At 66.3% G+C, this 26,069-nt stretch carries 20 protein-coding genes; 8 read left to right on the top strand and 12 right to left on the bottom strand.

Annotation, left to right across the window (positions count from 1 at the left end; genetic code table 11):
* Positions 1 to 2: 2 nt before the first annotated feature.
* The gene (locus VFQ05_03530; GenBank protein ID HET9325820.1) at positions 3 to 1,334 is read right to left on the bottom strand and encodes an ABC transporter permease; all 1,332 of its coding nucleotides are present in this window, start codon (positions 1,332 to 1,334) and stop codon (positions 3 to 5) included.
* Here VFQ05_03530 and VFQ05_03525 point away from each other — a divergent pair.
* Entirely contained in the window at positions 1,333 to 2,694 is a 1,362-nt protein-coding gene (locus VFQ05_03525) for an APC family permease (GenBank protein HET9325819.1), read from the top strand. The genes VFQ05_03530 and VFQ05_03525 overlap by 2 nt on opposite strands.
* On the opposite strand, the gene VFQ05_03520 is transcribed toward VFQ05_03525, so the two are convergent.
* Positions 2,695 to 3,414: a class I SAM-dependent methyltransferase gene (locus tag VFQ05_03520; GenBank protein ID HET9325818.1), complete on the bottom strand. Its 720-nt coding sequence runs from the start codon at positions 3,412 to 3,414 to the stop codon at positions 2,695 to 2,697.
* Positions 3,415 to 3,545: 131 nt separating this feature from the next.
* Between VFQ05_03520 and VFQ05_03515 the strand changes: the two genes are divergently transcribed.
* Genes VFQ05_03515 through VFQ05_03505 form a run of 3 tightly spaced genes read left to right on the top strand, consistent with a single transcriptional unit; the run spans position 3,546 to position 6,281 of the window.
* Complete coding sequence (locus tag VFQ05_03515) at positions 3,546 to 4,517, top strand: alpha/beta hydrolase (protein ID HET9325817.1); 972 nt, start codon at positions 3,546 to 3,548, stop codon at positions 4,515 to 4,517.
* A 10-nt stretch (positions 4,518 to 4,527) separates the two neighbouring features.
* Complete coding sequence (locus VFQ05_03510; protein ID HET9325816.1) at positions 4,528 to 5,580, top strand: histidine kinase; 1,053 nt, start codon at positions 4,528 to 4,530, stop codon at positions 5,578 to 5,580.
* On the top strand, positions 5,577 to 6,281 hold the full coding sequence (locus VFQ05_03505; protein ID HET9325815.1) for a LytTR family DNA-binding domain-containing protein: 705 nt from the start codon (positions 5,577 to 5,579) through the stop codon (positions 6,279 to 6,281). The genes VFQ05_03510 and VFQ05_03505 overlap by 4 nt, the downstream gene beginning before the upstream one ends.
* Here the strand turns inward: VFQ05_03505 and VFQ05_03500 are convergent.
* The 7 genes from VFQ05_03500 to VFQ05_03470 all read right to left on the bottom strand — a co-directional run bounded on the left by VFQ05_03500 (position 6,278) and on the right by VFQ05_03470 (position 16,689).
* Entirely contained in the window at positions 6,278 to 6,661 is a 384-nt protein-coding gene (locus VFQ05_03500) for a hypothetical protein (protein HET9325814.1), read from the bottom strand. The genes VFQ05_03505 and VFQ05_03500 overlap by 4 nt on opposite strands.
* 53 nt (positions 6,662 to 6,714) lie before the next feature.
* Positions 6,715 to 9,849: a transglycosylase domain-containing protein gene (locus tag VFQ05_03495; protein ID HET9325813.1), complete on the bottom strand. Its 3,135-nt coding sequence runs from the start codon at positions 9,847 to 9,849 to the stop codon at positions 6,715 to 6,717.
* A 374-nt stretch (positions 9,850 to 10,223) separates the two neighbouring features.
* Positions 10,224 to 11,738, bottom strand: coding sequence for a DcaP family trimeric outer membrane transporter (locus VFQ05_03490; GenBank protein HET9325812.1), 1,515 nt, complete (start codon positions 11,736 to 11,738; stop codon positions 10,224 to 10,226).
* A complete protein-coding gene (locus tag VFQ05_03485) occupies positions 11,735 to 13,069 on the bottom strand; it encodes a hypothetical protein (GenBank protein ID HET9325811.1) in 1,335 nt (444 codons plus the stop codon). Before VFQ05_03485 ends, VFQ05_03490 begins: the two co-directional genes overlap by 4 nt.
* A 173-nt stretch (positions 13,070 to 13,242) precedes the next feature.
* Complete coding sequence (gene glsA / locus VFQ05_03480) at positions 13,243 to 14,307, bottom strand: glutaminase A (GenBank protein HET9325810.1); 1,065 nt, start codon at positions 14,305 to 14,307, stop codon at positions 13,243 to 13,245.
* A gap of 97 nt (positions 14,308 to 14,404) precedes the next feature.
* The gene (locus VFQ05_03475) at positions 14,405 to 15,607 is read right to left on the bottom strand and encodes a DcaP family trimeric outer membrane transporter (GenBank protein HET9325809.1); all 1,203 of its coding nucleotides are present in this window, start codon (positions 15,605 to 15,607) and stop codon (positions 14,405 to 14,407) included.
* An 11-nt stretch (positions 15,608 to 15,618) separates the two neighbouring features.
* Positions 15,619 to 16,689, bottom strand: a complete 1,071-nt coding sequence (locus VFQ05_03470) for an amidohydrolase family protein (protein ID HET9325808.1) — start codon at positions 16,687 to 16,689, stop codon at positions 15,619 to 15,621.
* Positions 16,690 to 17,083: 394 nt separating this feature from the next.
* On the opposite strand from VFQ05_03470, the gene VFQ05_03465 reads away from it, so the two are divergent.
* From VFQ05_03465 to VFQ05_03450, 4 genes are all read left to right on the top strand, one after another.
* Positions 17,084 to 19,192 (top strand): serine hydrolase, encoded by a 2,109-nt coding sequence (locus VFQ05_03465; GenBank protein ID HET9325807.1) that lies wholly within the window; start codon positions 17,084 to 17,086, stop codon positions 19,190 to 19,192.
* Between the two features lie 215 nt (positions 19,193 to 19,407).
* Positions 19,408 to 20,097 carry a hypothetical protein gene (locus VFQ05_03460; GenBank protein HET9325806.1) on the top strand — a complete coding sequence of 230 codons (690 nt, stop codon included), beginning with the start codon at positions 19,408 to 19,410 and terminating at the stop codon, positions 20,095 to 20,097.
* A 112-nt stretch (positions 20,098 to 20,209) separates the two neighbouring features.
* Positions 20,210 to 21,028 carry an endonuclease/exonuclease/phosphatase family protein gene (locus VFQ05_03455; protein ID HET9325805.1) on the top strand — a complete coding sequence of 273 codons (819 nt, stop codon included), beginning with the start codon at positions 20,210 to 20,212 and terminating at the stop codon, positions 21,026 to 21,028.
* 114 nt (positions 21,029 to 21,142) lie between these two features.
* On the top strand, positions 21,143 to 21,508 hold the full coding sequence (locus VFQ05_03450) for a hypothetical protein (GenBank protein HET9325804.1): 366 nt from the start codon (positions 21,143 to 21,145) through the stop codon (positions 21,506 to 21,508).
* Here the strand turns inward: VFQ05_03450 and VFQ05_03445 are convergent.
* From VFQ05_03445 to VFQ05_03435, 3 genes are all read right to left on the bottom strand, one after another.
* Positions 21,505 to 22,833, bottom strand: a complete 1,329-nt coding sequence (locus VFQ05_03445) for a porin (GenBank protein HET9325803.1) — start codon at positions 22,831 to 22,833, stop codon at positions 21,505 to 21,507. The genes VFQ05_03450 and VFQ05_03445 overlap by 4 nt on opposite strands.
* 144 nt (positions 22,834 to 22,977) lie before the next feature.
* Entirely contained in the window at positions 22,978 to 24,066 is a 1,089-nt protein-coding gene (locus tag VFQ05_03440) for a type II asparaginase (GenBank protein HET9325802.1), read from the bottom strand.
* A gap of 19 nt (positions 24,067 to 24,085) precedes the next feature.
* The gene (locus tag VFQ05_03435) at positions 24,086 to 25,624 is read right to left on the bottom strand and encodes an aspartate ammonia-lyase (protein HET9325801.1); all 1,539 of its coding nucleotides are present in this window, start codon (positions 25,622 to 25,624) and stop codon (positions 24,086 to 24,088) included.
* Positions 25,625 to 26,069: the final 445 nt, after the last annotated feature.

Raw genomic sequence — 26,069 nt, 5'->3', positions numbered from 1 at the left:
CGCTATTCGTGGGCGAGCGCGATGATGGGGGGCAGCCTGGCCGCCCGGCGGGCCGGGTAGGTGCCGAACACCAGACCCACCAGTGAGGACGAGATCGTCGCGATCAGCACGGACGAGAGCGAGAGCACCGGATGGATCGGCGCGCCGAGCTTGTAGCGGAACACCGCGGTGACGCCGGCTGCGATCGCGAACCCGAGCAGCAAGCCCATGATCGCGCCCGCCAGCGCGATCGCCACGGACTCGGCGATGAACTGGGCGTGGATGTCGGCGGCGCGCGCGCCGACGCTCTTGCGGATCCCGATCTCGCGCGTCCGCTCCGTGACCGCGGCCAGCAGCACGTTCATGATTCCGATCCCGCCGACCAGCAGCGAGATGCCGACCAGCGCGCCCACGAAGGTCTTCATGATCAGGAAGCCGAGCTCGACCTGTTTCAGCTGCTCGGCCGCCACGACCACGCGCGCCTTGTCCTGGCCTTGCGGGTATCGCCGGCTGAGCCAGTCGGTGGCCGCGGCTCGCACGTCCTCCACGTCCTCCGCGGTGGCGGCCCGCAGCATGATGGAGGGCGCGAACGCGCCTGAAGGCGGCGGCGGCAGCAGCGCGCTCGCCGACCGGATGGGGGCGGTGAGATGGAAGGCCGGGTCGCTCCTGTCCTCGAATCCCGTGGGCGCCTGGATGCCGATGACGCGCCGGGAGCGGCCGTTGACCCGCACCACCCGGCCGACCAGCGTCAGCGGATTGCGGGTGGCCGACAGCTCGGTGGCGAGAGCGTAGTTGACCACGATCACCGCCGCGTTGCGGGAAACCTCGCCTTCGCTGAAGAACCGCCCGGCGGCCAGGTCGCGGGTCTGGAACTCGGTGAGCCCTGCGCTGCCGAACGCCACCGAGGCGCGGCATCGCACGGCGCCCAGGCTCGTGCTGGCGCGGCCGCCCAGGGTGAGCGCCGCGGCCTCGACGCCGGGAATCAGCCGGCGCAGCGCTTCGGTATCCATGGTCGTGAAGATCGGGTACTCATGCGTCGGAACCCACTCGCCATCCTGGTATACGCTGGTGCGCGGACTGATGGTGACGAGCAGCGCCGACGTGTTGCGCAGGACCTGTTCGCGGGCAAAGGAAACCATGCCGTCGCTGACCGCCATGGTCGCGATGAGCGCAGCGGAGCCGATCAGGATGCCGAGCACCGAGAGCACGGTGCGCAAAGGATGAATGCGCAGCGATTCCACGCCCACCCGCACGTTCGACAACCACACGCTCGCCTGCATCCCGTGCTTGTACGCGCGAGCCGATGGAGTATCACGCGGCGCGTGCCCGTTCTCCTGAGCCCGGGGACCTGACATGGCCGAGCCCGCGACCGGCTCCACGCACACGCTGCCCCGCGTCCTCGGCCTCTGGGACACCACCTGTGTGGTGGTGGGCGCCATCATCGGGGTCGGGATCTTCTTCAATCCGCGAGACGTGGCGGCCATCAGCGGCAGCTATCCGGCGGCGATGGCGGCGTGGGGCATCGGCGGCGTGATCGCGATGCTCGGCGCCGTCACCTTCGCCGAGCTCGGCCGCTTGCGTCCCGTGGCAGGCGGCCAGTACCACGTGCTGCGCGATGCCTACGGAAGGCCGCCGGCCTTCCTGTTCGTCTTCTGCAACCTCACCGCGGTCCAGGCGGGCGGAGTGGCGATCATCTCGATCGTGTGCGCCCAGAATCTCGGGGTCGCGCTCCACGGCGGCGCGCCGGGCGAGCCCTGGGTGCTGGGCATGGCCACCGTGCTCAGCTGGTCGCTGGTCCTCGTCAACGTGATCGGCGTGCGCTCCGGAGCCGGCCTTCAGAACGCGACGGTGGTCCTCAAGCTGCTCACCTTGTCGGCGGTCGTCGTCCTCGCCGCGGCAACCCAGCCCGGGACGGCGCGCCCCGACAACACGGCCGGCGGAAGCCCGATGTCCTTCGCGTCGCTCTTCGCCGCGGTCACGCTGACGCTCTTCTCCTACGGCGGGGGACAGCAGTCATTGTGGATGGCGGGGGAGGTGCGCGACGCGGAGCGCACCGTGCCGCGGGCCATGCTGCTCGGCGTCGCGACGGTGGTCGCGGCGTACCTCGCCGCCAACCTGGCCTACTTCGACCTTCTCGGCTTCGACGGTGTGCGGCATGCGGAAGCGCTGGCGTCCGACGCCATCTCGGTTCGCTCGCCCGGGCTCGGCCGGCGCATCGCGGCCGCCGCGGTGGCCCTCTCCGCCTTCGGCGTGCTCAACGCTCAATTCCTCTCGGGCCCGAGGCTCACCTGGGCGATGGCGCGCGACGGCCTCTTCTTCACTCCGTTCGCTCGACTGAGCAGGCGCTTCGCGACACCGGTCCCCGCAATCCTCCTGCTCGGCGTGGTCTCGAGCGCGCTCACCCTGGGGCTGGGGTTCGCGCGCACGGACCTGCTGACCACCGGGGTGGTGGTGGTCGACGCAGTCTTCTTCGCGCTCACCGGCCTGGCTCTGCCGATCCTCATGCGCCGTGACCGCACCTCTCGAGCCACCTGGATCCGAGTGGCCGCGGTGGCCTTCTCGGTGCTCCAGCTGATGGCGATCACCGGGTCCCTGCTCCAGCAGAACGTCCGCGTGGTCGCGCTCAGTGGTCTGGGCTGGATCGCGGCCGCCGCCATCACCTGGGTGCTGTTCTTTGCCCGGCGGCCTGCGCCTTCTTCCGCCAAGCCCGAATGATCAGGCGCGCGCGGAGACCATCGTGGATCCGTGAACCGAGAGCTCTTCGACCGCGGGGTCGAATGCCTGGCTTCGCAGCGCCGCGACCAGGTCCTCCACCCAGCGCGTCTCCCGGATCAGCTCCGGCAACCCCGCGAACGCCGGACGCCAGGCGGGATAGACCGTGCCGAAGAACGGCTGGATGAGCGCAAACTGAAGGCGCCACAGCCGCTCCGCGGCTGGGTTCGAGGGATAGGTGAAGTCGTGCATCAGCACCAGGCCGCCCGGTTCGAGCATCGATCTCGCGTGGTGGGCGAGCACCGCCAGGTCGGCGTACTTCGCGAGGTACGAGGACACGATCGCGTCGTAGCGGCCTTCGCGATAGTCCTCGGCCCGGCCGAGCACGAACTCGACGCGGTCGAGACCACGCTCGCGCGCCCGCCGGCGGGCGATCTGGAGGTATTCGTCGCGCAACTCGACGCCGATGACGTGCGCTTCCGGGAAGCGCTGGGCAACGGCGAAGGTGAGGATCCCGGTTCCCGAAGCAAGGTCGAGAATTCGCCTCGCACCTTTCGGAATCGCATCCACGATGCGGCGCTTCCAGCGCCCGTCCGCACCGAGCGTCGTGGCATGGACGATGAAGTCGTAGCTCTCGGCCGTCCCGGCGAAGAAGCGCTCGACCAGCGCCAGCCGGGACGGTGTCCAGGATGCCTTGCCCTGCACGCTCATGGCCCGGGACATTAACCGTTCGCCGCCCGGCGGTCCTCTCTCGAGCCCGTTCGACACGTCGCGCGCCCGCTGCTCCCAATCTCGCAACTCCCCGTCGTCTCCTCACGTGGAATGTGCACGACCCTCAACCGAAGGAGGCGACCATGAGACCGGTTCCACGCAACAGACTCGCGTCGGCGGCGACGCTGAGCGCTCTCACCCTCGGGCTGTCCGTGATGGCCCATGCTGCCGCTCCACCAGAGTCCAATTCAGCGGCTTCAATCCGCTACGAGAGCCCGGTGCTGCACGTCGAGGTGACGGGGAAGGGCCCGGCCATGATCCTCATCCCGGGGCTCACCTGCCCGGCCGACGTATGGCGTGAGACCGTGGCGCGGTTCTCGGGGCGATACCAGTGCCACGCGGTGACGCTCGGAGGATTCGGCGGAAAGCCGCGCTTCGAAGGACCGTTCCTCGACAGCGCCCGTGATTCTCTGATCGCGTACGTGCGAGCCCGCCACCTGCGGCGCCCCGTCATCGTCGGTCACTCGCTCGGCGGCGTGCTCGCGCTCGAGATGGCGGCGGCGGCGCCCGACGCGATCGGGCCGCTGGTGATCATCGATGCGCTGCCGTTCCTGGGTGGAGCGGGCGACACCACGGCCACCGCGGAGTCGGCGCGTCAGGCCATGGAGCCCATGTGGAAGAGGATGCGCAGCCAGACGCAGGAAGCGTACGCCGCGTACCAGCGTCAGGCGCCCTATCTCAAGTCGATGGTGGCGCCCGGAAAGGGCTACGAACGGGTGGTCGAGTGGGCCACCGCGTCTGACGGAATCGCGGTGGCGGATGCCATGTACGACCTCAGCTCGCGAGACCTGCGGGCGAGGCTGCAAGACGTGCGCTCGCCGCTGCTCGTGCTGGGATCGTGGTACGGGATGAGAGCGTTCACGACGCGCGAGGCGGTGGAGGCCACGTTCCGCAGGCAGTATGCTCAGGCGCCGCAGTGGACGCTGGCCGTCGCGGATACGGCGAGGCACTTCATCATGCTCGACTCACCCGACTGGATGTACGCGCAGATGGATGCCTTTCTCGGCGGCGGCGCCGCCGGGGCGGTGAAGGCCGCGAGCGCGAGCGCCCGATGACACGAGCTCGATGAGACCGGCCACCCTCCAGCGTCCCGGCCGCGCCTACCTGATCTGTCAGGTGGCCGGCTGGGGCGCGTTCGGCCTCGTGGGCGTGGGCATGTCCCGCGCCTTCGGCTTCGGCAACGCGCGGATGGCGATCACGACGATGCTGGGCGTCGTGATCGGCGGGCTGGTCTCGCATCTGTGGCGCGGATTCATCCTGCGGCGCCGCTGGCTCGCGCTCGACTTCGGCCCTCTGGCGCCGCGTCTCGTGGCGGGCGTCCTGGTGGCCGCCCTGGTGACCGAGATCGCGGTGTGGATGACGGGCCTCTACGTGACCCGAGCCTACACCTGGAAGACCAGCACGCCCGGGGTGATGTTCGCCACCACGTTCAACTGGATCTTCACGTTCATCCTGTGGACCGCGATCTACGTGGGCATCCACTGGTTCTTCCGCTGGCGGGACACCGAGATCCAGCGGCTGCGCCTCGAAGTGCTCGCGCGTGAGGCCCAGCTCGACGCGCTCTCGGCTCAGCTCCAGCCTCACTTCCTGTTCAACGCCATGAACGTGCTGCGCGCGCTCATCGCCGAGAATCCGGAGCGAGCGCGGGACCTGGTCACCGAGCTGTCGGAGCTGATGCGCTACGCGCTCCAGGCCGGGCGGAGGGAGCGGGTGAAGCTCGACGAAGAGCTGACCGTGGTCGAGAGCTATCTGCGCGTCGAGTCTGCCCGATTCGAGGAGCGGCTGCGCTGGCGCATCGACGCGGATGCCCAGGTGCGCGACCAACTGCTTCCGCCGATGCTCCTGCAGATGCTGGTCGAAAACGCGGTCAAGCACGGGATCGCGGTCAGCGACCAGGGAGGCGAGGTGGTGGTGTCCGCCCGCCAGTCGAACGGTGCGATGAGCCTGGCGGTCACGAATCCGGGGCGGATGGGCGGCGCCGGCGGCACCCGCATCGGGCTTGCCAACGCCCAGGAGCGGCTGCGCCTTCTGTATGGCGAACGCGCCACGCTGAAGCTCACGGCCGAGAACGGCATGGTGACGGCGGCGGTGACGCTTCCCGCGGAGCCGCCGGCATGAAGGCCCTGATCGTCGACGACGAGCCGCTGGCGCGTCGGGAGCTCCGGCGGCTCCTGAGCGCGCACGGCGACGTCGAGGTGGTCGGCGAAGCCGGAGGCGCCGCCGAAGCCGAGCGGGCGCTGGAGGCCTTGGGGCCGGATCTCCTCTTCCTCGACATCCAGATGCCGGCCCGCACCGGCCTCCAGCTGCTGGAGTCTCTGGACGACGCCCCGCAGGTGGTGTTCACGACCGCCCACGACGAGCACGCGCTCCGCGCTTTCGACCTCGGGGCGCTCGACTACCTGCTCAAGCCGATCGCGCCCGTTCGCCTCGCCCAGGCGCTCGACCGCGTCAGACAGCGCCTGGGCGCCGCGATGGGATCCACGCTGTCGATGACCCGGCCGTTGCTGGTTCGCGACGGCCAGGAAGCCTGGCTCGTGACGCTGAGTGACGTATCGGTGATCGAGGCGGCGGGCAACTACGTGCAGCTCCACTTCGGCGAACGCCGGCCGCTGTTGCTGCACTCATTGGCCGCGCTCGAGCGACGGCTCGACCCGGATCACTTCTTCCGCGCCAGCCGCAGCATGATCCTCAACCTCGATCACGTCGAGCGCTTTGATACCGGCATCCGGCTCGAGCTGATCGCACATTTGCGCGATGGTCGCACGGTGGCGTTCTCGCGGCGCCAGTCGGTGGAGTTTCGACGAAAGCGAGGACTCTAGTCGCTGGTCACCGTGTGGTGGACGCCGTCGTCGAAGTTCTGCCAGCGCACGTGGCCGCCCGCTCTCACGGTGGCGTTCTGCGGCTGGAACTCGCCGATCGTGATCGACACGAAGACCGACTCAGGTCCCGACGCGCTCACCGTCACCGTGCCGGCCATCCGATGGTGCGAGGTGGTGTGGTACCGGCAGTGATAGGGAAAGGCGCCCTCGTGGCTGAAGGTGTGGATGTAGTTCTGGCTCCCCGCGGTCGCGCCGAGCAGCGCGGGGGAGTCCAATTCCTTCGACGAGGATGGATTCGTGGCCTCGTCCTTCCCACAGGCCAGCGAGGTCAGGGCGAGCATGAGGCCGGCGGCCGCGACCCGGGCAATCGAACGGGACATGGAAGCCTCCGTTCGAAGATATCGGCCGATTCAGGCCATCCCTGAAGCGCGACCTACTCCCGGGTGCTTCGCAACGTCTTGTTCGCCAGCATCCGGCCGGAGGGGGCGGCCGTGGTCGCGGCCGGCGGCTGAGTCGCGTGACCCGCGGCGAGACGCTCTTCGATCGCCGGCGCCAGCAGCTTGAGCACACTGAGCGGCAGCGAGCTCGTGAAGCCGTACTGCAGGGCCTGCGGACCCTGGACCGACGCGGTCAGCACCCCGAAGTAGCGGTCGCCAAGATAGAAGGTGAACGCCGCCGTGCGGCTCACATGGCGCATGGACGACGGCCGCCCGCTGCGGGTCAGATAGCGGTTGTCGCCCGAGCCGGTCTTGCCGCCGACTACCAGCGTATCGCCGTTCTCCGCGAACACGCCGCGGATCCGTCGCGCCGTGCCCTCTTCGACGACCTGGGCCAGGACTCCGCGCAGCACTCGCGCGGCCTCGGCCGGCATCACGCGCTGCGCCGAGTCCGGCGCCGCTTCGAGCGCGGTGTAATAGGGTGTCTCGGTGGCGAACCGCAGCCGCTCCAGGCAGCGCACCGGCCGGAACAGCCCGTCGTTGACGATGATTCCCATCAGGTCCGCCAAGGCCGTCGGGCGGTCGGCCGAGCTGCCGATCGCCGTGGCATACGAAGGCACGAGGCTCTCGAACGGGAAGCCGAGCCGGCGCCACGAAGGCGCCATGCGGGCGAAGGCATCGCGCTCGATGCGGGTGCGGAGCCGGCGGTCCTGGGCGCTGCGGTGGCGGGTGCCGAGCAGCCACGCCGAGGCCTCGCGCCGCGACGGTTCGCTGTGCGCCATCAGCTCTTCACGATCCATCTCCGGCTGTGCCACGAGACGGCCTGCGCACCACAGGCGGAGTGGGTGGGTGTCGAGCAGGTAGCCGTAGTCCGACATCGTCAGGTTCGGCTTGCCAAAGGCCTGCTTGAGCCGCGGCGAGACGTCGGCCGCGATCGCGGGTTCACCCGTGAGCGTCGCCAGCCAGCGACTCAACGAGTCGGCGCTCGCGCCCGGGTGCCAGGCGAAGTAGAGCATCGCCATCCGGCGGAACGGTGGATCCGGCCCCAGAATGCGGGACACGATCTGCGCCTCGCTCTTCCCTTGGAAATCGCGATAGGCGATGTTGACCACCGCGCGCGCCTCGGCGTCGGCCTCCTCCTCGATCATCTGCCGGCGCAGCGGGTCACGAACGTCGGTGAGCACGGTACGGGCGTCGTAAGGCAGCCGAGCCGCGTGGTACTTCACCAGATCGCGCATCAATCGGATGAACACCAGGTTGGTCGAGCGCACCGTCGCCTGACGCACCGTCAGCTTGCGGCCATTGTCCGACTTGTCGAAGTTGTGGAACTGGTGCATGCCGCCGCCGGTGAAGAACCACTCGCCAGGATTGGCCGAGTACTCGCGGTCCATCGCCAGCTCCAGGAAATCCTCGAGGCCGACGCCGGGATGGTCGATCAGCGTCCCCGCGGCCCACATCGTGAGCTTGTCCTGCGCCGTCGCCATTCTCTCCTGGAGGACGTCCTCCGGCAGATCGGACATCCCCTGGTGGAGCGAGGCCATCACCTCGAGATAGTGCGCCAGGGTGCGCAGCTTGGCCGTGCTCCCCAGCTCGAGCTTGACGCCCCGGTTGAGATCCAGCGGACGCTCGAGGTTGTCGGCATGGACGCGCAACAGGTTCCCGTCGGGGGTGCTCTCGTAGAGGAGCAGCGTGTAGCGAACCGCGGAAGGGTCGCCGCTTTCGAGGAGATGCGGCCCCATCAGGCCGTGGGCGGCCACGTAATCCGCGTCGGCCAGGCTGTCGAACAGAGCGGTGGTCGCATTCTGGAGCTTCACGTCCAAGGTGCTCTCGACGTTGAGGTGCAGTCGGTCGAGCTCATAGAAGTCCTTGGTCCCGAGCAGTCGCCTGACCTCGTTCCGGATCAGATTGGGCGCCTTTCTCTCGGGAGCGACCACGAAGCGAGCCGGAGTCGGCCGTGCATGCACCGCGATCGCGAGCGGCGTCGCGCGCACCCGGCGGGCGAGGCTGGAGTCGATCACGCCCTCACGCTCGAGCAGGAAGGCATAGCCGTTCGTCCGCTTCTCGAGAGCGGCTTGATCACGGAGCAGGTATTGGCTGGGAGCCCGCACCGCGCAGAGGAGCGCCAGCACGTGCTTGAAGGCCCAGGCTCGATCCTCGAGCGCCTGCTGCCTCTTCTTCGCGGCCTTCTTGCCGGACGATGCCGGAGGAGTTTCCTTGTTCAGCTCTTCGAAGACCGCCTCCGGATCGGCGTTGAACCACACGCGCAGGCCATCCTTGAGGCCGTGGATCTCCCCGACCCCCGGCGCGGCCGCGAGCGGCATGGTGTTGAGGTACTCGACCACGATTCGCCGGCGCGCTTCGCGCGTGTCGGTCCCGTCCTGGTAGGCGCGCAGGCTGGCGGCCACGATCTGCTGGAGCTTGTCGACGCTCGATGAGGTGAGGCCCTCCTGCGAATGACGGTACTTCTCGAGCTGCACCGCGAGCGTGCTGCCGCCTTCGTTCCGCAACTGAAGCCCCAGCGAACGACCGCCCTGGACGAGCATCGCCTTGCCCAGTCGCGCCCAGTCCACGGCGGGATTGCGGCGTGGGACCGAGAGGTCGTCGATGCGGCGGTCCTCGATGAAGCTCAGGGCGTGGACCACCAGCGGCGGGATCTCGGCGTAGCTCTCGAATCGCGGAGGCGCTGGGGTGGCGGCAAACAGCGGCTGCCTTCCGACCCCTTCGATGACGAACCCGGCGGTATCCGGCTCGGCATAGGGGGGCGCAATTCCCATTCGCGTCAACGCGACCAGGGCACTGGACGCCCGGGCCCTCTCGATGACGTGGAAGCCGACGCGCTCCAATGTGTTACGGAATTTCGGGATACGCGTATAGCCGAGGCGTTCGTCGAGCGGACCGTGGCTCGGGAACTGAACCACGTCGTCGGCGCTTGCGGCCGGACCGATGCGATAAGAGAGGTTGGAGTTGAGCGTGGCGAGAAGCTCGGCCTGGAGAGCGGACGTGGAGATCTCCGCCCAGAGCAACACCCCGAAGAACGACGCGCCGGCCAGTGAAAGCCAGGCACGGCGTGAGGTGGCGACTCGAACGACTGGATGTTCCTGATACCAGTCCAGTAGATGTCTGCTCGGCAACTCGGCACCCGCGCGAAGTCAAAGCACCATGGTGGAGGGCGGGGGGAGCTCGCTTGCTCCTGCCCGATTCTACTATGGCGCGCCCAAACACTGACTGAAGAAGTTCGTGACCAGTCCTTCAGCAGCTCTCGCGGCCAAGCCGACCGCGGCCGCTCAGCGCCATGTGCAGGAGTCGCGCCCCTTCGAAAGCGTCGGATGCGCGAGCCCCTTCATCCGGTGCATCGGCGTGTGAAACAAGGCGCTCGCTGGGAACCCCCGCCGCGCACCGCCGGCTGCAAGGGATGCCTTCCAACCCCATGGATTACAAAAGTTTGTAAGGATTGGAGGGTTGCGTGCAGCCTCTGGCGTTGAGGCAATCGGAGAAGGAGATCGGGTCAGAAGCGGAACAGCCCGACGAGCTGGAACTGGTTCGCGTGGTTCGCCTGGTCGTCCTTGTTCCGGCGGGTGCCGTAGATGTATTCGAGGCCGACGTCGACGCGTCCGGAGGGCGAGTAGACCAGGTTCAGGGCGAGGCGGTTGGTCTTCTCGTAGGAGTCGGGAGGCTGGAAATCGTAGTTGTCGACCTGCACCAGACTCCAGAGCACGGTCGACCGCAGGTTCATGCTGTTGGCCTTCTGCCATTCCTTCCAGTGATGCTCGTAACCCACGAACCAGCCGAGCGCGCTGATCGCTTTGAGATCTCCGGTCGCAGGGTCGAAGACCGCGTCCAGGCCACCCAGCGAGTTCAGGTCGTTGATGTACCGGGCGATACCCGATCCGCCGTTGACCTGGAACATGATGCGGTCGGTGAGCCCCTTGACCGGAACGTTGAACACGCCGCTCAGGCTGCCGCCCACGCCCCAATCCGAGCGGACGTCACCGGGCGTGCTCTCGCCACGGACCTGACGCGCAACCCCCGCAAGCTGCAGGTGGCCGCCGTCCTCGAACCCGATGAACTCCCGAACGATGACGTCGGGGAAGAGGTTCACGCCCTCGCCACCCGTGATCGAGACCAACGGCGTCTCGACCGCGACCGCAAAGCGGTTCCTGCCCTTGGTCCACCAGTAGCGGAGCTGCGGCTGGCGGACCACGTTCTCGGAGCTGACGCCTTCGAAGTCCAGGTCCTCGAGGTTGATCCAGGGGTCGGAGAAGGTGGACCAGGTCTGCCCCACGATGAACCCACGGTACTGTGCATAAGCGTGTCGCAGACGGAACGCGTTGGTCTCTTGCTCCGCGAAGTCGCCTTCGAAGAACGCCCGCACTTCCTGCACGCCGGCCGGAGTCCGGAACTCGATGTTCAGACGGCTGGCTCGTGCCGAGATGTTGGTCCGCCTGGCATCCCCCGCGCTGTCCGGGACACCGACGGGGATCGATGCCGTGAGGAAGCGGTCGTCGGTCCCGAGCGGATCCAGGGTGAGCACCACCGCGGTTCGGATCCGGGCGCCGAACTTGATGGCGGCATCCGTCCCCGGGATGCGGATCGACCCGGGGAAGTCTCCGGCCGAAACGACGTCGGGAGGAAGCTCGGGAGATTTCTGGGTCGCCTCCTCGACTTTTCGGATGCGCGCCTCGAGCGTGTCCTCCCAGGCAGGGAAGCTCGACTGACTCTCGATGATCTCGAGTCGAGTTCGCATCGTCGCCAGCACCGAGTCCATCGCCATGAGGCGCGCCGTCTGTGCCGCGATCGTGGTCTCGAGGCTGTCGCCCGCGAACGTGAGGGCCTCGATCAGCGCCCGCTGCTGCTCGATCAATGCCTGCTGCTGGTCGATGCGCTTTCTCTGCTCCGCCAGCTGGGAGGAGAGAGTGGGCGCCTTGGCCGCCTTCCTCGTGCTCTGGGCACCCACGGAAGAAGGCGCGGATATCGCGGCGGCCACGCATGCGACCAGCAACAGGACAGTCCTGATCCTCACAGCAGGATGTCCGTCCCGATCGAGATGATGTTGCCGGTCTGACCCGGCACGTAGTAGCCGAAGCTGGAGCCGGCCGGGGACTTCTCGACGTGAATCAGGTGCAGGTTCAGCCGCCAACTGCGACTGCCAAACGGGTAGTAGCTGGCACCGGCCGCCACTTCCCACGGATATCGTTTGAAGTCGTCCATGATGTACGACGTCGCCGCATACACGCCAAGACGCTTGGGAACGACCATGTGCATGGCCTGCATGAAGAATCCGTGGTCGAATAGTGAGCTCACGGGCACCGGGCTCGTCGCGCTGAAGTCCGAGAGCTTGCGCATGGTGTACTCGCCCTGGAACGAGAACCCCCGGTACTTGAATCCGGCGTCCAGAGACAGGTTCTGGTAGGTGAGTTTCTCGACCGTCACGGTGTCTGCGAGCGCACCGGTTTCGAACGGATTGACACCGTCGGACATCCTGATTTGCGAGTGCCTGGGCGCCTGATCGTTCGGGGCGTAACGGCCTTCCCGGGCGGTGCACGCGGAAGCGCCAAAGCGGGTCGCCAGATCTTCGTGGTACTCGAGGTCTCCGAGCCCCCCGCGTGGGCCGAACTCTCCCGTCGTCGGCATCCACACGACGCTGCCGCTGTACGCGAAGTCGCGGTTGTCCTGGGCCGCGGTGATGCCCAGCTGACTGAGGCTTCGGTTGATCGACACTTTGTACCACATGCGATTGATCGGCTGGCCCGAGACCCAGGCCGCGGACGAGAACCCGCCTCGCAAGGCTTCCTCGGTCATCTGCCGATCGCTCCCCGCCCAAAACGGCCATGAGCCCTGGAGCGAGCGGTTGGTGTTGTTCGGGCCCAGGCCGACTCCGAACACGAGCGGCTTCGACCATCGGTACTGGAGATTGCCGAACAGCAGCGTCTGCTCGGTGGAAGCCAGCGACCAGATGGAGATGTTGTAGAGGAACTTCGGATCACCCAGGAACCCAGTGACCCACACGAACGTTCGGTGCCAGTTGATGTCGTTCTTCGTCGTGACCAGGCGTGTGCGGCCGAGGTGATCGGTGAACGTCTGATTCGCCGGGAACTGACCGAGATACCGGAACAGCCCGTAGGCACTGATGTTCAGGCTGCCGCGTCTCGTCCTGATGATGTCGAATCCCTGGGCGGGGGTGAACTCACCCGCAGTCATGTTCGCGTACGTGTCGGCCTTCACGAGACCGCTCGTGTCGGGCGGAGTCCCCGCCTCGTCCTGGGCACGGGCGGAGTGGGGGACGAGAGCGCCCGTGATCAGGATCAGCGCGGCAACGCATATCCAGGGACTGACAGAATGCAGGCCCTTCATCGATGGATCCTCCGAGAGTGGCGGGAGCCGAATTCAGAAGTCGCTCGCAATCGTTGGCCAATTCACCGAATCGCGATCACAAAGAACCGCCGGAGGCTGGATCCGAGGATCATCCTCCGGCGGAGCGAACACAGGTCATTGGGGTTCGGGTGTGAAGCCCGATCTTTCTGCAGCTACTTGGACGCCGTCAGGTTCTTCGCTCCGGATGCGTACGGATTGCCGCCCACGGCGTTCGAGATCTCCGCGATCGCCTTCTGCGCCTTGACGCTGTTGCCCGCCGCATCCAGCGGGGGAGAGATCACGGCCACGCCGAACTTGCCCGGCGACACCGCCAGAATCCCGCCGCCCACGCCGCTCTTGGCCGGCAGCCCGGTGGTGAAGAGCCACTTGCCGGAATCGTCGTAGAGACCCGCCGTCGCCATGACCGCCAGCACCTTGGGGACGTTCCCCGCGTTCATGCACTGCTTCTTGGTCACCGGATTCTTGCCGCCATTGGCCAGCGTCGCCGCCATCATCGCCAGGTCCTTGGCGTTGACGTTGACCGCGCACTGTTCGGTGTAGATGTCACAGGCCTGGAGCGGGTTGTCCTTGATGTGCCCATAGGCGTACATGAGCATCGAAATCGCCTGGTTGCGCTGGTTGGTCTCGGCCTCGGACTTGAATACCGGCTGGTTCACCGCCAGCTTCCGGCCGGCGAAGTCGCCATAGAAGCTGAGGATCTTGTTCCAGATCTCGTCGCGCGAGGATCCCTTCACCATGCTGGTCGCGGTGATCGCACCGGGGTTCACCATGGCGTTCATCTCGGAGCCCCTGTACTGCTCCACCGCCACGATCGAATTGAAAACCTGCCCGGTGGCGTCGACCCCCATGTTGTTGGCGATCGCGTCGGCGCCTTGTTCCTCCATCACCAGCGCCATCGTGAAGACTTTGGAGATCGACTGGATCGAAACCTCCGAAGCGATGTCGCCGGTGGTGTAGACCTTCCCGTCCGTGGTCACCAAGGCGATCCCGAAGATGTTCGGATCGACCTCCGCGAGGGCGGGGATGTAGTCCGCGTTCTTGCCTTCCTGCAGGTTCTTGAACTTGGCGTGGGCTGCGTTGAGCGCGTTCTGATACGCCGACGAGGACTTCTTCTGCGCGAAGGCCGGCACGCTCGCCAGCGTGCCAGCCATCGCCGCCAAAGCGATCCACCGCATCCAGGGCCGCGCGATCGTGCCGATGCCATCTTGTCGTCTCATGCTGCACCTCCAACCATGACGCCTCACTCCCAAAGCCAGCGGGGGCGCCGCTCCGCCTGGCACGATCACGCGACCTTCAGATGCTCAACCCAGTTCGCTACCGCCCCAGCGTGGTGGCGAAGCTGTACTTGAAGGACGCCTGGACGTGGTACTGGTCCACGTCGAACCCATCCGAGTTGTTCTCGCGGTGGATCCATCCGCCTTCCACGCCCATCATCACGCTGCTGACCGGCATGAACATCAGATTGGCCAGCATGTACTGCCCCTTCTTGAACGCGTCGGGGGCTTGGCCTTCGGAGTTGTCGATCTCCACCATCGAGTAGCCGACCGAAGTCGCCCACTGGCTATTCCAGTTGTGGTCGAGGAACGCGACCACTCCCGTCACCGGAAGCGCCACGCCCACGATCGGGGTGATGGGGTCGCCCGGATTCGGCTCGGTGCCGACATCGACCGGCGCATCGTTCATGTAGTTCTCGATGCCCTCGCCGTACACGAAGGACAGACGCAGCACGTCTTCCGGCCGGATCTTGAGATTCGAGCTGACGTGAACACCCCATCCGGTGACGTCGCCGGACAGGTCCAGCGGCCCGCCCGACAGGTCCTCCCACTCGATCTTGCGAACGATCCCCGAAAGCTCCACGTAACCCCTGCTGAAGGCCTTGCGGAACTCCGCAGAGAGATCAGGGAGCGGGAAGCGAGGGGTGATGCCGGCGAAGTCGATCTTGTCCGCGTAGACGCCCTGATCACCACTGGCGCCCGGGCGCTCGAGCGCGATCGTCATCCGGGTCTCGCCCTGGATCGGCATCCACCGGAACTGCACGTTGCGGAAGAAGACCATGCCGTTCGGACCCCAGTACTCGACCGTGTTGGGGAACACGTCGATGTCCATGAACGGGCTCCAGGTCTGCCCTGCTCCGAACTTCCCGAGCTCGCCGTAGGCATGGCGCAGGCGGAGCGTGGTCTGGCCTGCATCGACGCCCGTCCCGAAGAGTTCCCATTCGAATTGGGTCTTCAGGTCGCCCATATCGGTCGGGGTCGTGGTCTTCACTCCGAAGCGCGTCTGCCGGACGCTGAAGAACGCGCTGCCCTCGTCGCCGAACTCGTCCTCGAACGACGGAAGCTTGGTAGGCCGCTGGACGTCGAACCACTCGGGGTCGACGCCGATGTCATTGAAGCCGATGTCCGTCATGACGAAGCCATAGACGTCGAAGGTCGTCTGGGCCTGCGCCGCGGCATGAGTCGAAAGGACCCATCCGCCGACCAAGGCTGCCATCAGCAACGGCTGCAACGCTCTCTTCATTGCGCCCCTCATCACTTGCGGGCCTGCTCGGTGCGCTGCTTTAGCGCTGCGATCTGGGCCCGTTCCCATGCGCGGACATTCTTGCGACCCTGATCGAATATCCGCTCGTAGTTCCCCTTCAGGATCTTGTCCCTGGATTCCTTGGCCACCAGGTCGAAGACCGGCTTCCACATCTCGAACACGGCGTAGTACGGCTTGGGACCCGCGGGCGCGACCGTGTCCGTCCCGAACAGGAAGCGATCCGGGTACTTGTTGAACAGCGCCGCGGTCTTGCGCGTGGCTTCGGGACTCGAGACTGCGTACTTGGCGACTTCGTCCCAGGAGATGTCGAACGAGAGATTCTTGTAGGCCGGATCCTGCAGCAGGCTCTCGATCATCCCGACGTGGTCCTCGACCGGCTGGATGATCCGGCCGAGCCCGGTGTGTGCCCAGATGACCAGGCTGTTCGGGTGCTTGGCGAATACCTGCCGGAGCTGGGCGAGGAAAGTCGGCGGCGCGCCCTTCTTCGGGAATGGCCGGTCCACGTCGTTGTGAAGGATCACCACCATACCGACCTCGGAGGCGAAGTCCAGGATCCGGTCGAGCGCCGGGTCGGTCAGGCTCGCGACATCGCCCGCGATCTTCGAGGAGACGAATTCCTTGTGGATGGTGAACTCGCCGATCCCGGTGAAGACGCCGGGAAACGTGAGGAGGACGCGGCGGATGTGGTCGGCCGCATACATGTCGGTGGGGTTGAAGCCCGTGATCATCGGGTCGAGCCGGGCTTGCTGAGCGGGGCTGAGCGACCGATAGGCCATCGCGATCGCGGCATCGGTGAACGAGTAGTAGTAGAGCCGCGCATCGGTATCCAGGTAGTAGGTTGGCGCGCTGTCGCCCGAGATCCGGTACGACCACTGCTGCTGGAGCGGAATTCCGAACAGCGTGGAGCGCCCGACGCGAGTGCCCATGATGTCCAGGAACTTGCGAACGTCGATGCCTTCCTGGACGTAGTTCGTCAGATGGAAATGGGCGTCGTTGAACTCATAGCGCGACGCTTTCCCTGGAGAGGCGGCCAGGGAAGGCGCGGCGATCGCGAGACCCACCAATGTGCATACGGCCCGCACCGAGCGGGATGCGTGAGCGAGAGGCGGTGTGGACCTTGTGGCGCCTGTGCCTGACAAGCAGACCCCCCAAGCTCCGTTTCGGACATTCGATGCGGCCCGACGAGGAGAGCCAAAACTGCGCGCACGCTATCGCAACGACTTAGCGAGGGCAAGCGATCGCCACCGGATTCGGACCGGTCGGTGTTCACATCCGTCAGGCGCGGTCTGCAGAGACGCGACACCAGGCCCGAGGTCCATCGTTCTCGAAGGCCAGTCCGGAAGCCAGACGGCCCGGAATCCGGGCGGATCGCCCGCGAGGGCGACGAGCGCGGAGAGAAACCATACGGCACCGTATTGACGAGCCCATGCGGTGGCTGTCACCATACGCAACCGTATGGCCACCCCGCGAACGAAAGAAGACTGGCTACGCGCCGCGCGGCTCGCTCTGCTCCACCGCGGGCCGCACGGTGTGCGCGTCGAGGCGCTCGCGCGCACGCTGGGCGTGACGAAGGGAAGCTTCTACTGGCACTTCAAGGACCGCCGGGAGCTCATGGAGATCCTGCTTCGCGAATGGGAAGACGAAGCCCAGATCCTGACCGATGCCCTGAAGAGCGCCCGCCCGCTGGACGCGCTTCCCGCGATCGTGGAGGAGCTCGGGCGCAGGAATCTCTCGAGTGAGCGAGGGGAGTCCGCCTCGGATGCCGCGATCTTCTCGTGGGCCGCTCTCGATGCCCACGTCGCGAAGCGCACCCAGCTCGCCGAGCAGAAGCGGATGCAGCTCTTCCGCCGCCTCACCGGACGTCGCGACCTGGCGGACCTCTTCTATTACGCCTATCACGGCTTCCTGCTGCGCCGGCGCCGCGTGCCTTCCGCCGCCGGAGACTGGGCGGCCCTGTCGCGGCTCGTGCTCAGGGCATTCATGCCGAAGGCGAAGTCGCGCCGGGCTCGAAAGACCCGGAGAGCCCCTCGCCTGGCGTCGCTCGTGGGCGTCGCGTTGCTGGCCTGCCTGACCCACGGCTGCACGACGATGCGCATTCTCCGCCATCGCGATCCGGCCGCGGACCGGCCGCGCGAGATCTTTCCGCAGCGGATCGTCCACCGCCCGGAGCGGCCCGCCGGATGGGTGATCGCACCCCCGGGCCACGTGAACTTCGACACCGTGACGGTCCGTGACGTCGACATGCAGATGCGACCGCTCGCCGAGTATCTGCAGCGGCGGGAGGCCCGCGCGTTCATCATCGTTCGGGACGATACGATCCTCTACGAGCGCTACCTCGACGGCTACGACGCCTCCACCACGTCGTCTTCGTTCTCCGTGACCAAGTCGGTCACGTCGGCGCTGCTCGGGCGCGCGATCGCGAGCGGCGCGATTCGCAGCCTCGACGATTCGGTGACCGCCTACGTTCCCGAGCTCGCGAACCATGCGGCCTACGCCGGCGTCACGCTCCGGCAACTGTTGGGGATGCAGTCCGGGATCGCGTACACGCGGACCAACGGCAGCGCTTTCCACGACCTCCGATCCGACGACGCGCAGTTCTACTACGCCACCAACCGCGACAAGGCGCTGCTCGGGCAGAAGCGCGAAGACCCGCCGGGCGTTCGCTGGGCCTACAAGGACAGCGACACCGAGGCGCTGGGATGGGCGCTCGCCAGCGCGACCAGGAAGACGCTCGCCGAGCAGCTCGAAGCGGGAATCTGGAAGCCGATCGGCGCCGAGCACGACGCGAGCTGGGACCTCGATCGAAAGGATGGTCGCGAAAGCGCCTCATCGGGACTCAATGCGACCGCACGTGACCTGGCGAAGTTCGGGCGCCTCTACCTGGATGGCGGCAAGGCGGACGGGGTCCAGATCGTGCCTCACGACTGGGTTGCCGCATCGACGACGCGAGACACCGCGCGCACCGAGCCCGAAGTCGTCACGTGGTGGCAGATGCAGCACCAGCACTACTGGTGGATCCCATTGCAGAACTGGGATGCCGAGCGGGACTTCTTCGCGGACGGCTCGAGGGGGCAGCGCATCTACGTCCATCCGCCGTCGCGCCTGGTCATCGTCCAGCTCGCCAACGACAGCGACCAGGAATTCCCGTTCCGCAAGATCGTCCACGCATGGATGCAGGAGCCGTTTCGCTATCCGGTCAGCATCCCCAACCGCCTCCTGGCCGCCGCACGCGGAGGGGTGGGACCGGATTCGCTGAAGCGGCTCTACCGGAGACTGGCCGATGCCGCCCATGCTCGACCCGCCGACTTCGTGATCAGCGAGGCTGGGCTGATCTCCGTGGGACAGACGCTGATGGGCGACGAGGGCCGGACGGCCGCCGGTATCACAGTGCTCGAGCTCGCGGTCGAGCGGTCGCCTCGCTCGTACCGGGCGCGGGAAGCGCTCGCTGCCGGCTATGAGAAGGCCGGCAGGATGGAGAAGGCGATGGCAGAGTACCGCGAGGCATTGCGGCTCTCGCCGCAACTGGCCAGGCTCTCGGCGAGCAAGCTCGAAGCTTCCCACTGACCCCCTCGCGCGTCCGGCAGAGGGTGAAATGAGCGGACGCCTGGGTGAGCTGATCGTCGGCGGAAAGCCGGCGCGTGTGTAGGAGAGCGGCTCAACCTCGCGAGCTTTCGTGACGATGACTCCATAGCCCTCCCCGGGCTCAGCCGCGATCGGAGCTTTCGCTGCACGACCTTCCGGACTGGAATCGACTCGACGACGCCGCCTACCGCGTCTCGATGAAGCGATCGGTGCGGTGGCTCGCCTGGTTCGAAGCCATCATCGGCCCGATCGCGCTCGCGTGCGGCATGGCGGCTCCGTTCGTGCCGCTGGTGATCGTCGGCGTGGGGCTCACCTTGGCCGGGCTCTGGAATCTCTGGCGGCCTTCCCTCAACGGCATGCTCGTGGATGGGGCCGCGATGATCCTCACCGGCCTCTTCAGCGCTCTGGCGTGGGTGTGGATGGACCACGATCGTCCGAGCGCCGCCGGCAAGTCGATCTTCACCGGGCTGGTGCAGATCGGCTGGGGCATCCGCCGTCTCGCCACATGGAACACCGCGCGCTTCACCCGCAACGACCCACCGGCGATCGCCCGCCTCGAAGAGGTGATCCGGGACCTGTCGAAGCGCAAGGAGAAGACGGACCAAAACGTCGTCGTATTCTGGACCGGCGTCTGGCGCCCGCAAGAGAACCGCCTGGGTCTCTATGCGGAGGGGGTCATCGGCCTGCTCGGCCCCCATGCCGTGCGGCTCGAGAAGCGCGGCGACATCTGGATCGAGGCGCGCGGCACCTCATGGCTCGGCCGCTCGATCAAGGTTCGCGTTCAGATGAGCGATCTCGAGCTCATGGGCCGGATGTCCACCGCGCACTTCGAGCGCTTCGAGCGCTGGAAGCTCGGGCTCACCCAGGCCAAGCGCATCGCGGCGTAGCTCTCCAGGCGCCGGCCCGCGGTTGCGGTCGCGGCTCGAGATGTGGCACACCTGACCTCATGCACCGAATCGGGCGGGCGGTTCATGGGCCGGGCCGGCGGTGAGCGCTCGCGTGGCGATCGCCATCGCACTCGCCTTCGGCCTGCAGCCCACCGAGGCTGCGGCCCGAACCGGCGACACGCTCACGGTGGTGACGCTCAACCTCTGGCACGATCAGCACGACTGGCCCAAGCGGCTGAGCGTGATCCTCGGCGAGCTGCGGCGAATCCGGCCTGATGTCCTGTGCCTTCAGGAGGTGCTGCAGAACCCGAGTCTCCGCAATCAAGCGGAGACGCTGGCCGACAGCCTGGGCTGCCGGATGCAGTTCGCGAGCGTCGATGGCCCCGAACGTCCCAAGCGCTACGGGAACGCCGTGCTCACGCCCCACCGGGTGCTGGCCAGCGGCGAGCGGAATCTCGATCCGGCGGACGACTACCGCGCCGTCGCGCACGTGCGGTTCGAATGGCGAGGTCGCAGGATCGACGCCTACTCCACGCATCTCCACCATACGCCGGAGGGCGGACCAATCCGCGCGAAGCAGATTCGCCACCTGCTCGCCTACGTGGACTCGACGCGCGGGGAGGGGCCGGTGGTGCTGGCCGGGGACTTCAACGCCGAGCTGCACACGCCGGAGATGGGTCTCTTGACCCCACGCTACGTCGATGCGTTTCGCGCCGTTCATCCCAAGGCGACGCGCGACGAAGCCAGCACCTACAACAAGCGCTTCGGGCCCGACCCGGGCGTCATCGATCACGTCTTCGTCGACAAGAAAGCGAGGCCGAAGCTGCTGCCGGTCGCGACCGAGCTGATCTTCCGCGGCGTCGGTCCCGACAGTGTGTGGGCTTCCGATCACTACGGTCTGGTCGCGAAGCTCGCGGCTTCCAGGAAGTAATCCTTACAAGATCGCTCGAGATAACCGGCGACTGATCGTTACGCAACAATCACTTGCATTGCGGCAGTCTCCTTGCAGCCACGGCGAGCAGAGGCCGGACCAAGGAGGCTCATGATGCCGAAGGCACACAGAAAGAAGACGCTGACCCCTCCCATCAACCCGTGGGAGAGCGCTCTCGAAGGAAGCGATCGTTCGCAAGCGGGTGAGATCGACCCTGGGAACGAGGAGGGTGGTGGAGGGGACAAGGGAATCGACGCCAGCACCGGAACGGGTGGCTACGGGGGAGATGCGGCCCTAGCCGGCGAGGAAGAGTCCGCCGCCCAGGCCTCGCGACCGGTGGACCGGGAAATCCACGGCGATCCGAGAACCAAGGAAGGCGAGAGCTACCCCGACGAAGCCAAGCGCAGGGACGATCGCCAGGGCACGCTGGGAGACGAGATCGACGATCAGGCGGATCGGGAGGAGCGCGACGAGTTCTAGAGTCCGGTGATGAATCGCCCCTGAAAGAAGTGCGTGGCGCCTTGCTGGTCGAAGCGGTCGAGCACGCCATACCCGTAGGCCAGCTCGATCCGCAGGTAGTCCATCATGTGCCACTTCACCGCCGGCGTGATCCGCCAGAACTTGCCACCCCGAAGCGTCCCGCTGTCGAGGTCCATGTACGACAGGTTCAAAGACGTCTCCAACGCGCCTGGCCCGCCTTCGAAGATGGTCCGCTTGGGCGAGACCGCGTTGAAGTAGCCGCTGACGTTGTTGTAGCCCCGAGTCTCGCCGGTGACGAGCCATACCATCGTGACGTTGCCGCCCTGGAAGGACGGGTCCCCGACGGTTGGGGCGTCCATCCTCTGCCAGCCGTACTCGGCGCCATAGAGCCACGGACCCTTGCGATAGTAGGCCTCGAGTCCGAAGGTGCGCGCGTGATCCGAGGGGAACTTGCCGGTGTCGACGAAGTACGGAGTGAGGTAGGACTCCGGCCGCGAGCGGGCCTGGAACTGGCCCTCGTCGGGCTTGACGTCGCGGCCCATCACCGCGATGTGCATCAGCTCCTTGTTGGCCTCGGAGAAAATGGGCAAGAAGGTCACGCGCGCCACGACCTGCTGGTCGTAGGTGGCGAACTTCTCCTTCTCGGAGGTCGCGTCGTTGAAGTAGCTGAGCTGCCAGCCCAGCCGATGTCCGGGCATGTTGTAGATCCACTTCGCGCCGTCCCCCAGGATCGGAATGAACGCATCCAGGAACAGGGTTCGCTCGAAGGTCCAGAGGTCGTATCCGGCCATGTGCTTGTACTGGGAGTAGCCCTCCTTCGTGCGGCCGATGAAGAAGTGGCTGTTGATCTCGGGCACGGCGATCATGAATCCGGTCTGGCGCATGTGCCAGTCCTTGGTCCCGCCGTCGTACATGACGCCCGCAGTCCACGTGATGTCCCGCTGCGTGGCGAGCTTTCCCTTGAACATGAAGCGGAAGTCGCGCAACCCCGCGTCGTCCTTCGTCAGCACCTGCTCCTTGGCCACGTCTTCCTGCCTGTGGGTCACGAAGTCGACCAGGAAGCCGTAGCCGATCCGGAACGTGGTGAAACCCCAGTCCCAGTGGTTGTACTTGGCCAAACCTCGCTGGGCGGGTTTCTGCGCATCCGCCTCACCGGCCGCGAGCGTGGTGTCCATCGCCGCCGGGTCGGGCGCCGCCGCTTCCTGCCCCCGTGAAGGGGAGGAGGTCGTCGACAGAAGCAAGAACGCCAGACCCAGAGGGATCCAGCGCCACACCTTCGAGATGCTCGTCCGGCGGCCGCCGGCCTCGCGGAACGGAAGCGACATACGCTGCGATCCCCTCACGGGTCCTGAACGATCCGGGGCGCGGAAGCGAACCCCGATGCCTCGAATACCGGGCCTCGCCACGTCATCGCAGCGAGGCCCGGGCGTTCTGGTGCAGCCGCGGAATGGTCGGCTGCTTCGGTGCGCCTAGTAGCGGTTGTAGTAGTCCTGGATCTTCTTCGCGTCCTGCGTCTTCAACAGCGCCAGCTGCAGCAGCACGCGCGCCTTGGCCGGGTTGAGCTCCATGGAGGCGACGGTCCCGAGCTCGTCGTCGTTGAGCTCGATGTTGCGCCGGATGATGCCGCCGTTGGTCCGCGACGAGCGCACGACCACGACGCCCTTCGCGATCACCGACTTCAGCGCCTCGACCGAAGGCGCCGTCATGTTGCCGTCACCCACGCCGGCCATGACGATCCCCTTCGCGCCGTGCTCGACCGCCGAGGTGATGATGTCCGGGGACATGTTGGCGTGGGCGTAGATGATGTCCACGCGGGGGAGAGCATTGACGCCGTCAATGCTGAACTCGCTCTTCCGCGTGTGAACGAAGGCCGGCATCCGGTACCAGGTCTGCTTGCCGAACAGTGTGGCGCCGATCAGCCCGGCCTCGCCCGATGCCATGGTGCCGACGTCGGTGGAGTGGGTCTTGACGATGTCGTGCCCCGAATGGATGTCGTCGTCGACGGTGACCAGCACGCCGCGGCCGCGCGCGGCGGGATCGCCGGCGATCGCCACGGCGTTGTAGATGTTGAGCGGTCCGTCGGCGCTCATCGCGGTGGAGGGCCGCATCGAGCCGGTCAGCACCACCGGCTTGTCGCTCTTCACCACCAGGTTCAGGAAGTAGGACGTCTCCTCCATGGTGTCGGTGCCGTGCGTGATCGCGATGCCCGAAACGTCCGGCTTGGCGAGGATCTCGTTCACGCGCTTGCCGAGCTTCAGCCACACCTCGTCGTTCATGTCCTGGCTGCCGATGCTCGCGATCTGCTCGCCCGAGACCGTGGCGATGTCCTTGAGCTGAGGGACGGCGTTGATGAGGATGTCGACGCCGACCGCGCCCGATTGATAGCCCGCCGACGTTCCGGAGCTGGCCGAGCCGGCGATGGTTCCACCGGTCGCGACGATGATGACCTTCGGCTTCGCGGCTGGCTTGGTCTGCGACTTCGCAGTCTGTGCGCAGGCCGCGCCGACGGCGATCACCGCCATGACGCTCAACGCACTGATCCAACGCAGCGTTCTCATATGACTCGTCCTCCTCGGCCTACTTGGGTTGATACAGGCTGACGTCCAGATTGGTCAGCTTGATGGGATCGAGCAGCTCGGTGATCTGCTCTTCGGTCAAGATCTTCTTCTCGCGGATGACCTCGAGGACTCCCTTCCCGCTCTTGTAGGCCTCGTTGGCCAGCTCGGTGGCCTTTTCGTAGCCCAGCACCGGATTCAGGGCGGTGACGATGCCGACGGTGGTCTCCATGTAGCGGGCTAGGACCTTCTCGTTCACCGTGATGCCGTCGACGCACTTGGTGCGCAGCAACTGCGACACGTTGTGGAGCAGGTGCTGGGATTCCATCATGTTGATCCCGGCGAGCGGCTCGTAGGCGTTGAGCTGGAGCTGTCCGCTGTGCGCGGCCAGCGCGACGCCGACGTCGTTGCCAATGACCCGGAACGCGACCACGTTCACGACTTCAGGGACCACTGGGTTGACCTTGCCGGGCATGATCGATGAACCCGGCTGGATCGCCGGAAGGTTGATCTCGGCAAGGCCGGCGCGCGGCCCCGAGGCGAGCAGGATGAGATCGCTCGCGATCTTCGACAGCTTGATGGCCGTGCTCTTCAGCGCCGAGGAGTAGATCACGAAGCCCTGCTGCTCCCAGGTGGCGGCGAGCATGTCAGCGGCCGGCACGATCGGCTTCTTGGTCAGCTGGGCAAGCTGCGCGGAGCACTTCTCCACGTAGCCCTTGGGAACGTTGATGCCGGTGCCGATCGCGGTCGCGCCCATGTTCTGGACGTACAGGTACTTCTCCGCGTCCTTCAAGAAGGCGACTTCGGCGTCGAGCGAGGCCGCGAACGCGTGGAACTCCTGGCCCACGGTCATGGGCACCGCGTCCTGAAGCTCGGTGCGGCCCATCTTCACGATCCTGAGATAGGCGTCGCCTTTGGCGCGGAAGGAGGCCGACAGCTTCTTGAGCTCTTCGACGAGCTTGTCGTTGCGCAGCATGACCGCGACCTTGATTGCGGTGGGGTAGGAGTCGTTGGTCGACTGCGACATGTTGAGGTCATCGTGGGGCTCGAGATACTGGTATTGCCCCTTCTTGTGGCCACCGAGCTCGAGGCCGACGTTCGCCAGCACTTCATTGGCGTTCATGTTGGTGGAGGTGCCGGCTCCACCCTGGTACCAGTCGACCTTGAACTGGTCGTGATACTTGCCGTCCATCACCGCCTTGCAGGCCTTCTCGATCATCGCCAGACGCTCCGGCTTCATCGCGCCGACTTCCGTGTTGGCCCGCGCGGCCGCCAGCTTCACGATCGCCCACGCCTCGACGAAACCCGGATAGTGATCGATGGTCACGCCGGACAGCTGGAAGTTCTCGATTCCGCGCAGTGTTTGCACGCCGTAGTACGCATTGGCGGGGATCTGCTTCTCACCCAGCAGATCGTGCTCGGTGCGCGTCGCCGCCTGCTTGGACGACTTCGAGCTCTTGGTCGCGGCGGTCACCGGGCCCGATGCGCACACACCCAGAATGAGAGTCATGGCCATCGCCAGCAGGCCCGGCAGTTGAGCTCTTCGCTCGAGTGATTTCATGGTGTTCTCCTGACCCCCTTGGGCCCTTTGCTCCGCAGAGAAGGCATGCGTGCGATGCGACAGCCCTCCGCTGACGGAAGTAACCGTTCCACTGTTCCTCTTCGCGCCGGCCAGAAAGATATCGAGCTGCGTCACGGCGGTTGCCGAACGCGTTCAAACGATGGAAATGGGGGTCGGTGAACTCGTAGCTCGACGCTTTCCCAAGCGCGGCAGCGAGGGACGGTGCGGCGATCGCGAGACCCAGCGTGACGCAAGCATCCGCACCAAGCGGGTTGGGTGAGCGAGAGGCAGTGCGGTCTTGTGGCGCCTGGACTGAGACTCCCACATCCGTTTCGGACACTCGGCCTTACGGGCCGGTGAGGAGACCGAAACTTGCTCCGCACCGTATCTCACGGCGTTCAGCGGGGCAAGCGTTTGCCGCGTTTTCCACATCGAGGAGCGCGGA

Source organism: Candidatus Eisenbacteria bacterium, assembly GCA_035712145.1.
Classification (GTDB): Bacteria; Eisenbacteria; RBG-16-71-46; order RBG-16-71-46; family RBG-16-71-46; genus DASTBI01.
This window is presented reverse-complemented; position numbering and strand designations above follow the sequence as displayed.

Bases quoted from the DNA above. Each gene is read 5' to 3' on its own strand.
- VFQ05_03445 (HET9325803.1), bottom strand. From the start codon at position 22,833: ATGTCGCTTCCGTTCCGCGAGGCCGGCGGCCGCCGGACGAGCATCTCG.
- glsA (HET9325810.1), bottom strand. From the start codon at position 14,307: ATGAGACGACAAGATGGCATCGGCACGATCGCGCGGCCCTGGATGCGG.
- VFQ05_03465 (HET9325807.1), top strand. From the start codon at position 17,084: ATGGCCACCCCGCGAACGAAAGAAGACTGGCTACGCGCCGCGCGGCTC.
- VFQ05_03505 (HET9325815.1), top strand. From the start codon at position 5,577: ATGAAGGCCCTGATCGTCGACGACGAGCCGCTGGCGCGTCGGGAGCTC.
- VFQ05_03440 (HET9325802.1), bottom strand. From the start codon at position 24,066: ATGAGAACGCTGCGTTGGATCAGTGCGTTGAGCGTCATGGCGGTGATC.
- VFQ05_03515 (HET9325817.1), top strand. From the start codon at position 3,546: ATGAGACCGGTTCCACGCAACAGACTCGCGTCGGCGGCGACGCTGAGC.
- VFQ05_03525 (HET9325819.1), top strand. From the start codon at position 1,333: ATGGCCGAGCCCGCGACCGGCTCCACGCACACGCTGCCCCGCGTCCTC.
- VFQ05_03520 (HET9325818.1), bottom strand. From the start codon at position 3,414: ATGTCCCGGGCCATGAGCGTGCAGGGCAAGGCATCCTGGACACCGTCC.
- VFQ05_03460 (HET9325806.1), top strand. From the start codon at position 19,408: ATGAAGCGATCGGTGCGGTGGCTCGCCTGGTTCGAAGCCATCATCGGC.
- VFQ05_03530 (HET9325820.1), bottom strand. From the start codon at position 1,334: ATGTCAGGTCCCCGGGCTCAGGAGAACGGGCACGCGCCGCGTGATACT.
- VFQ05_03485 (HET9325811.1), bottom strand. From the start codon at position 13,069: ATGAAGGGCCTGCATTCTGTCAGTCCCTGGATATGCGTTGCCGCGCTG.
- VFQ05_03510 (HET9325816.1), top strand. From the start codon at position 4,528: ATGAGACCGGCCACCCTCCAGCGTCCCGGCCGCGCCTACCTGATCTGT.
- VFQ05_03435 (HET9325801.1), bottom strand. From the start codon at position 25,624: ATGAAATCACTCGAGCGAAGAGCTCAACTGCCGGGCCTGCTGGCGATG.
- VFQ05_03475 (HET9325809.1), bottom strand. From the start codon at position 15,607: ATGAAGAGAGCGTTGCAGCCGTTGCTGATGGCAGCCTTGGTCGGCGGA.
- VFQ05_03450 (HET9325804.1), top strand. From the start codon at position 21,143: ATGCCGAAGGCACACAGAAAGAAGACGCTGACCCCTCCCATCAACCCG.
- VFQ05_03500 (HET9325814.1), bottom strand. From the start codon at position 6,661: ATGTCCCGTTCGATTGCCCGGGTCGCGGCCGCCGGCCTCATGCTCGCC.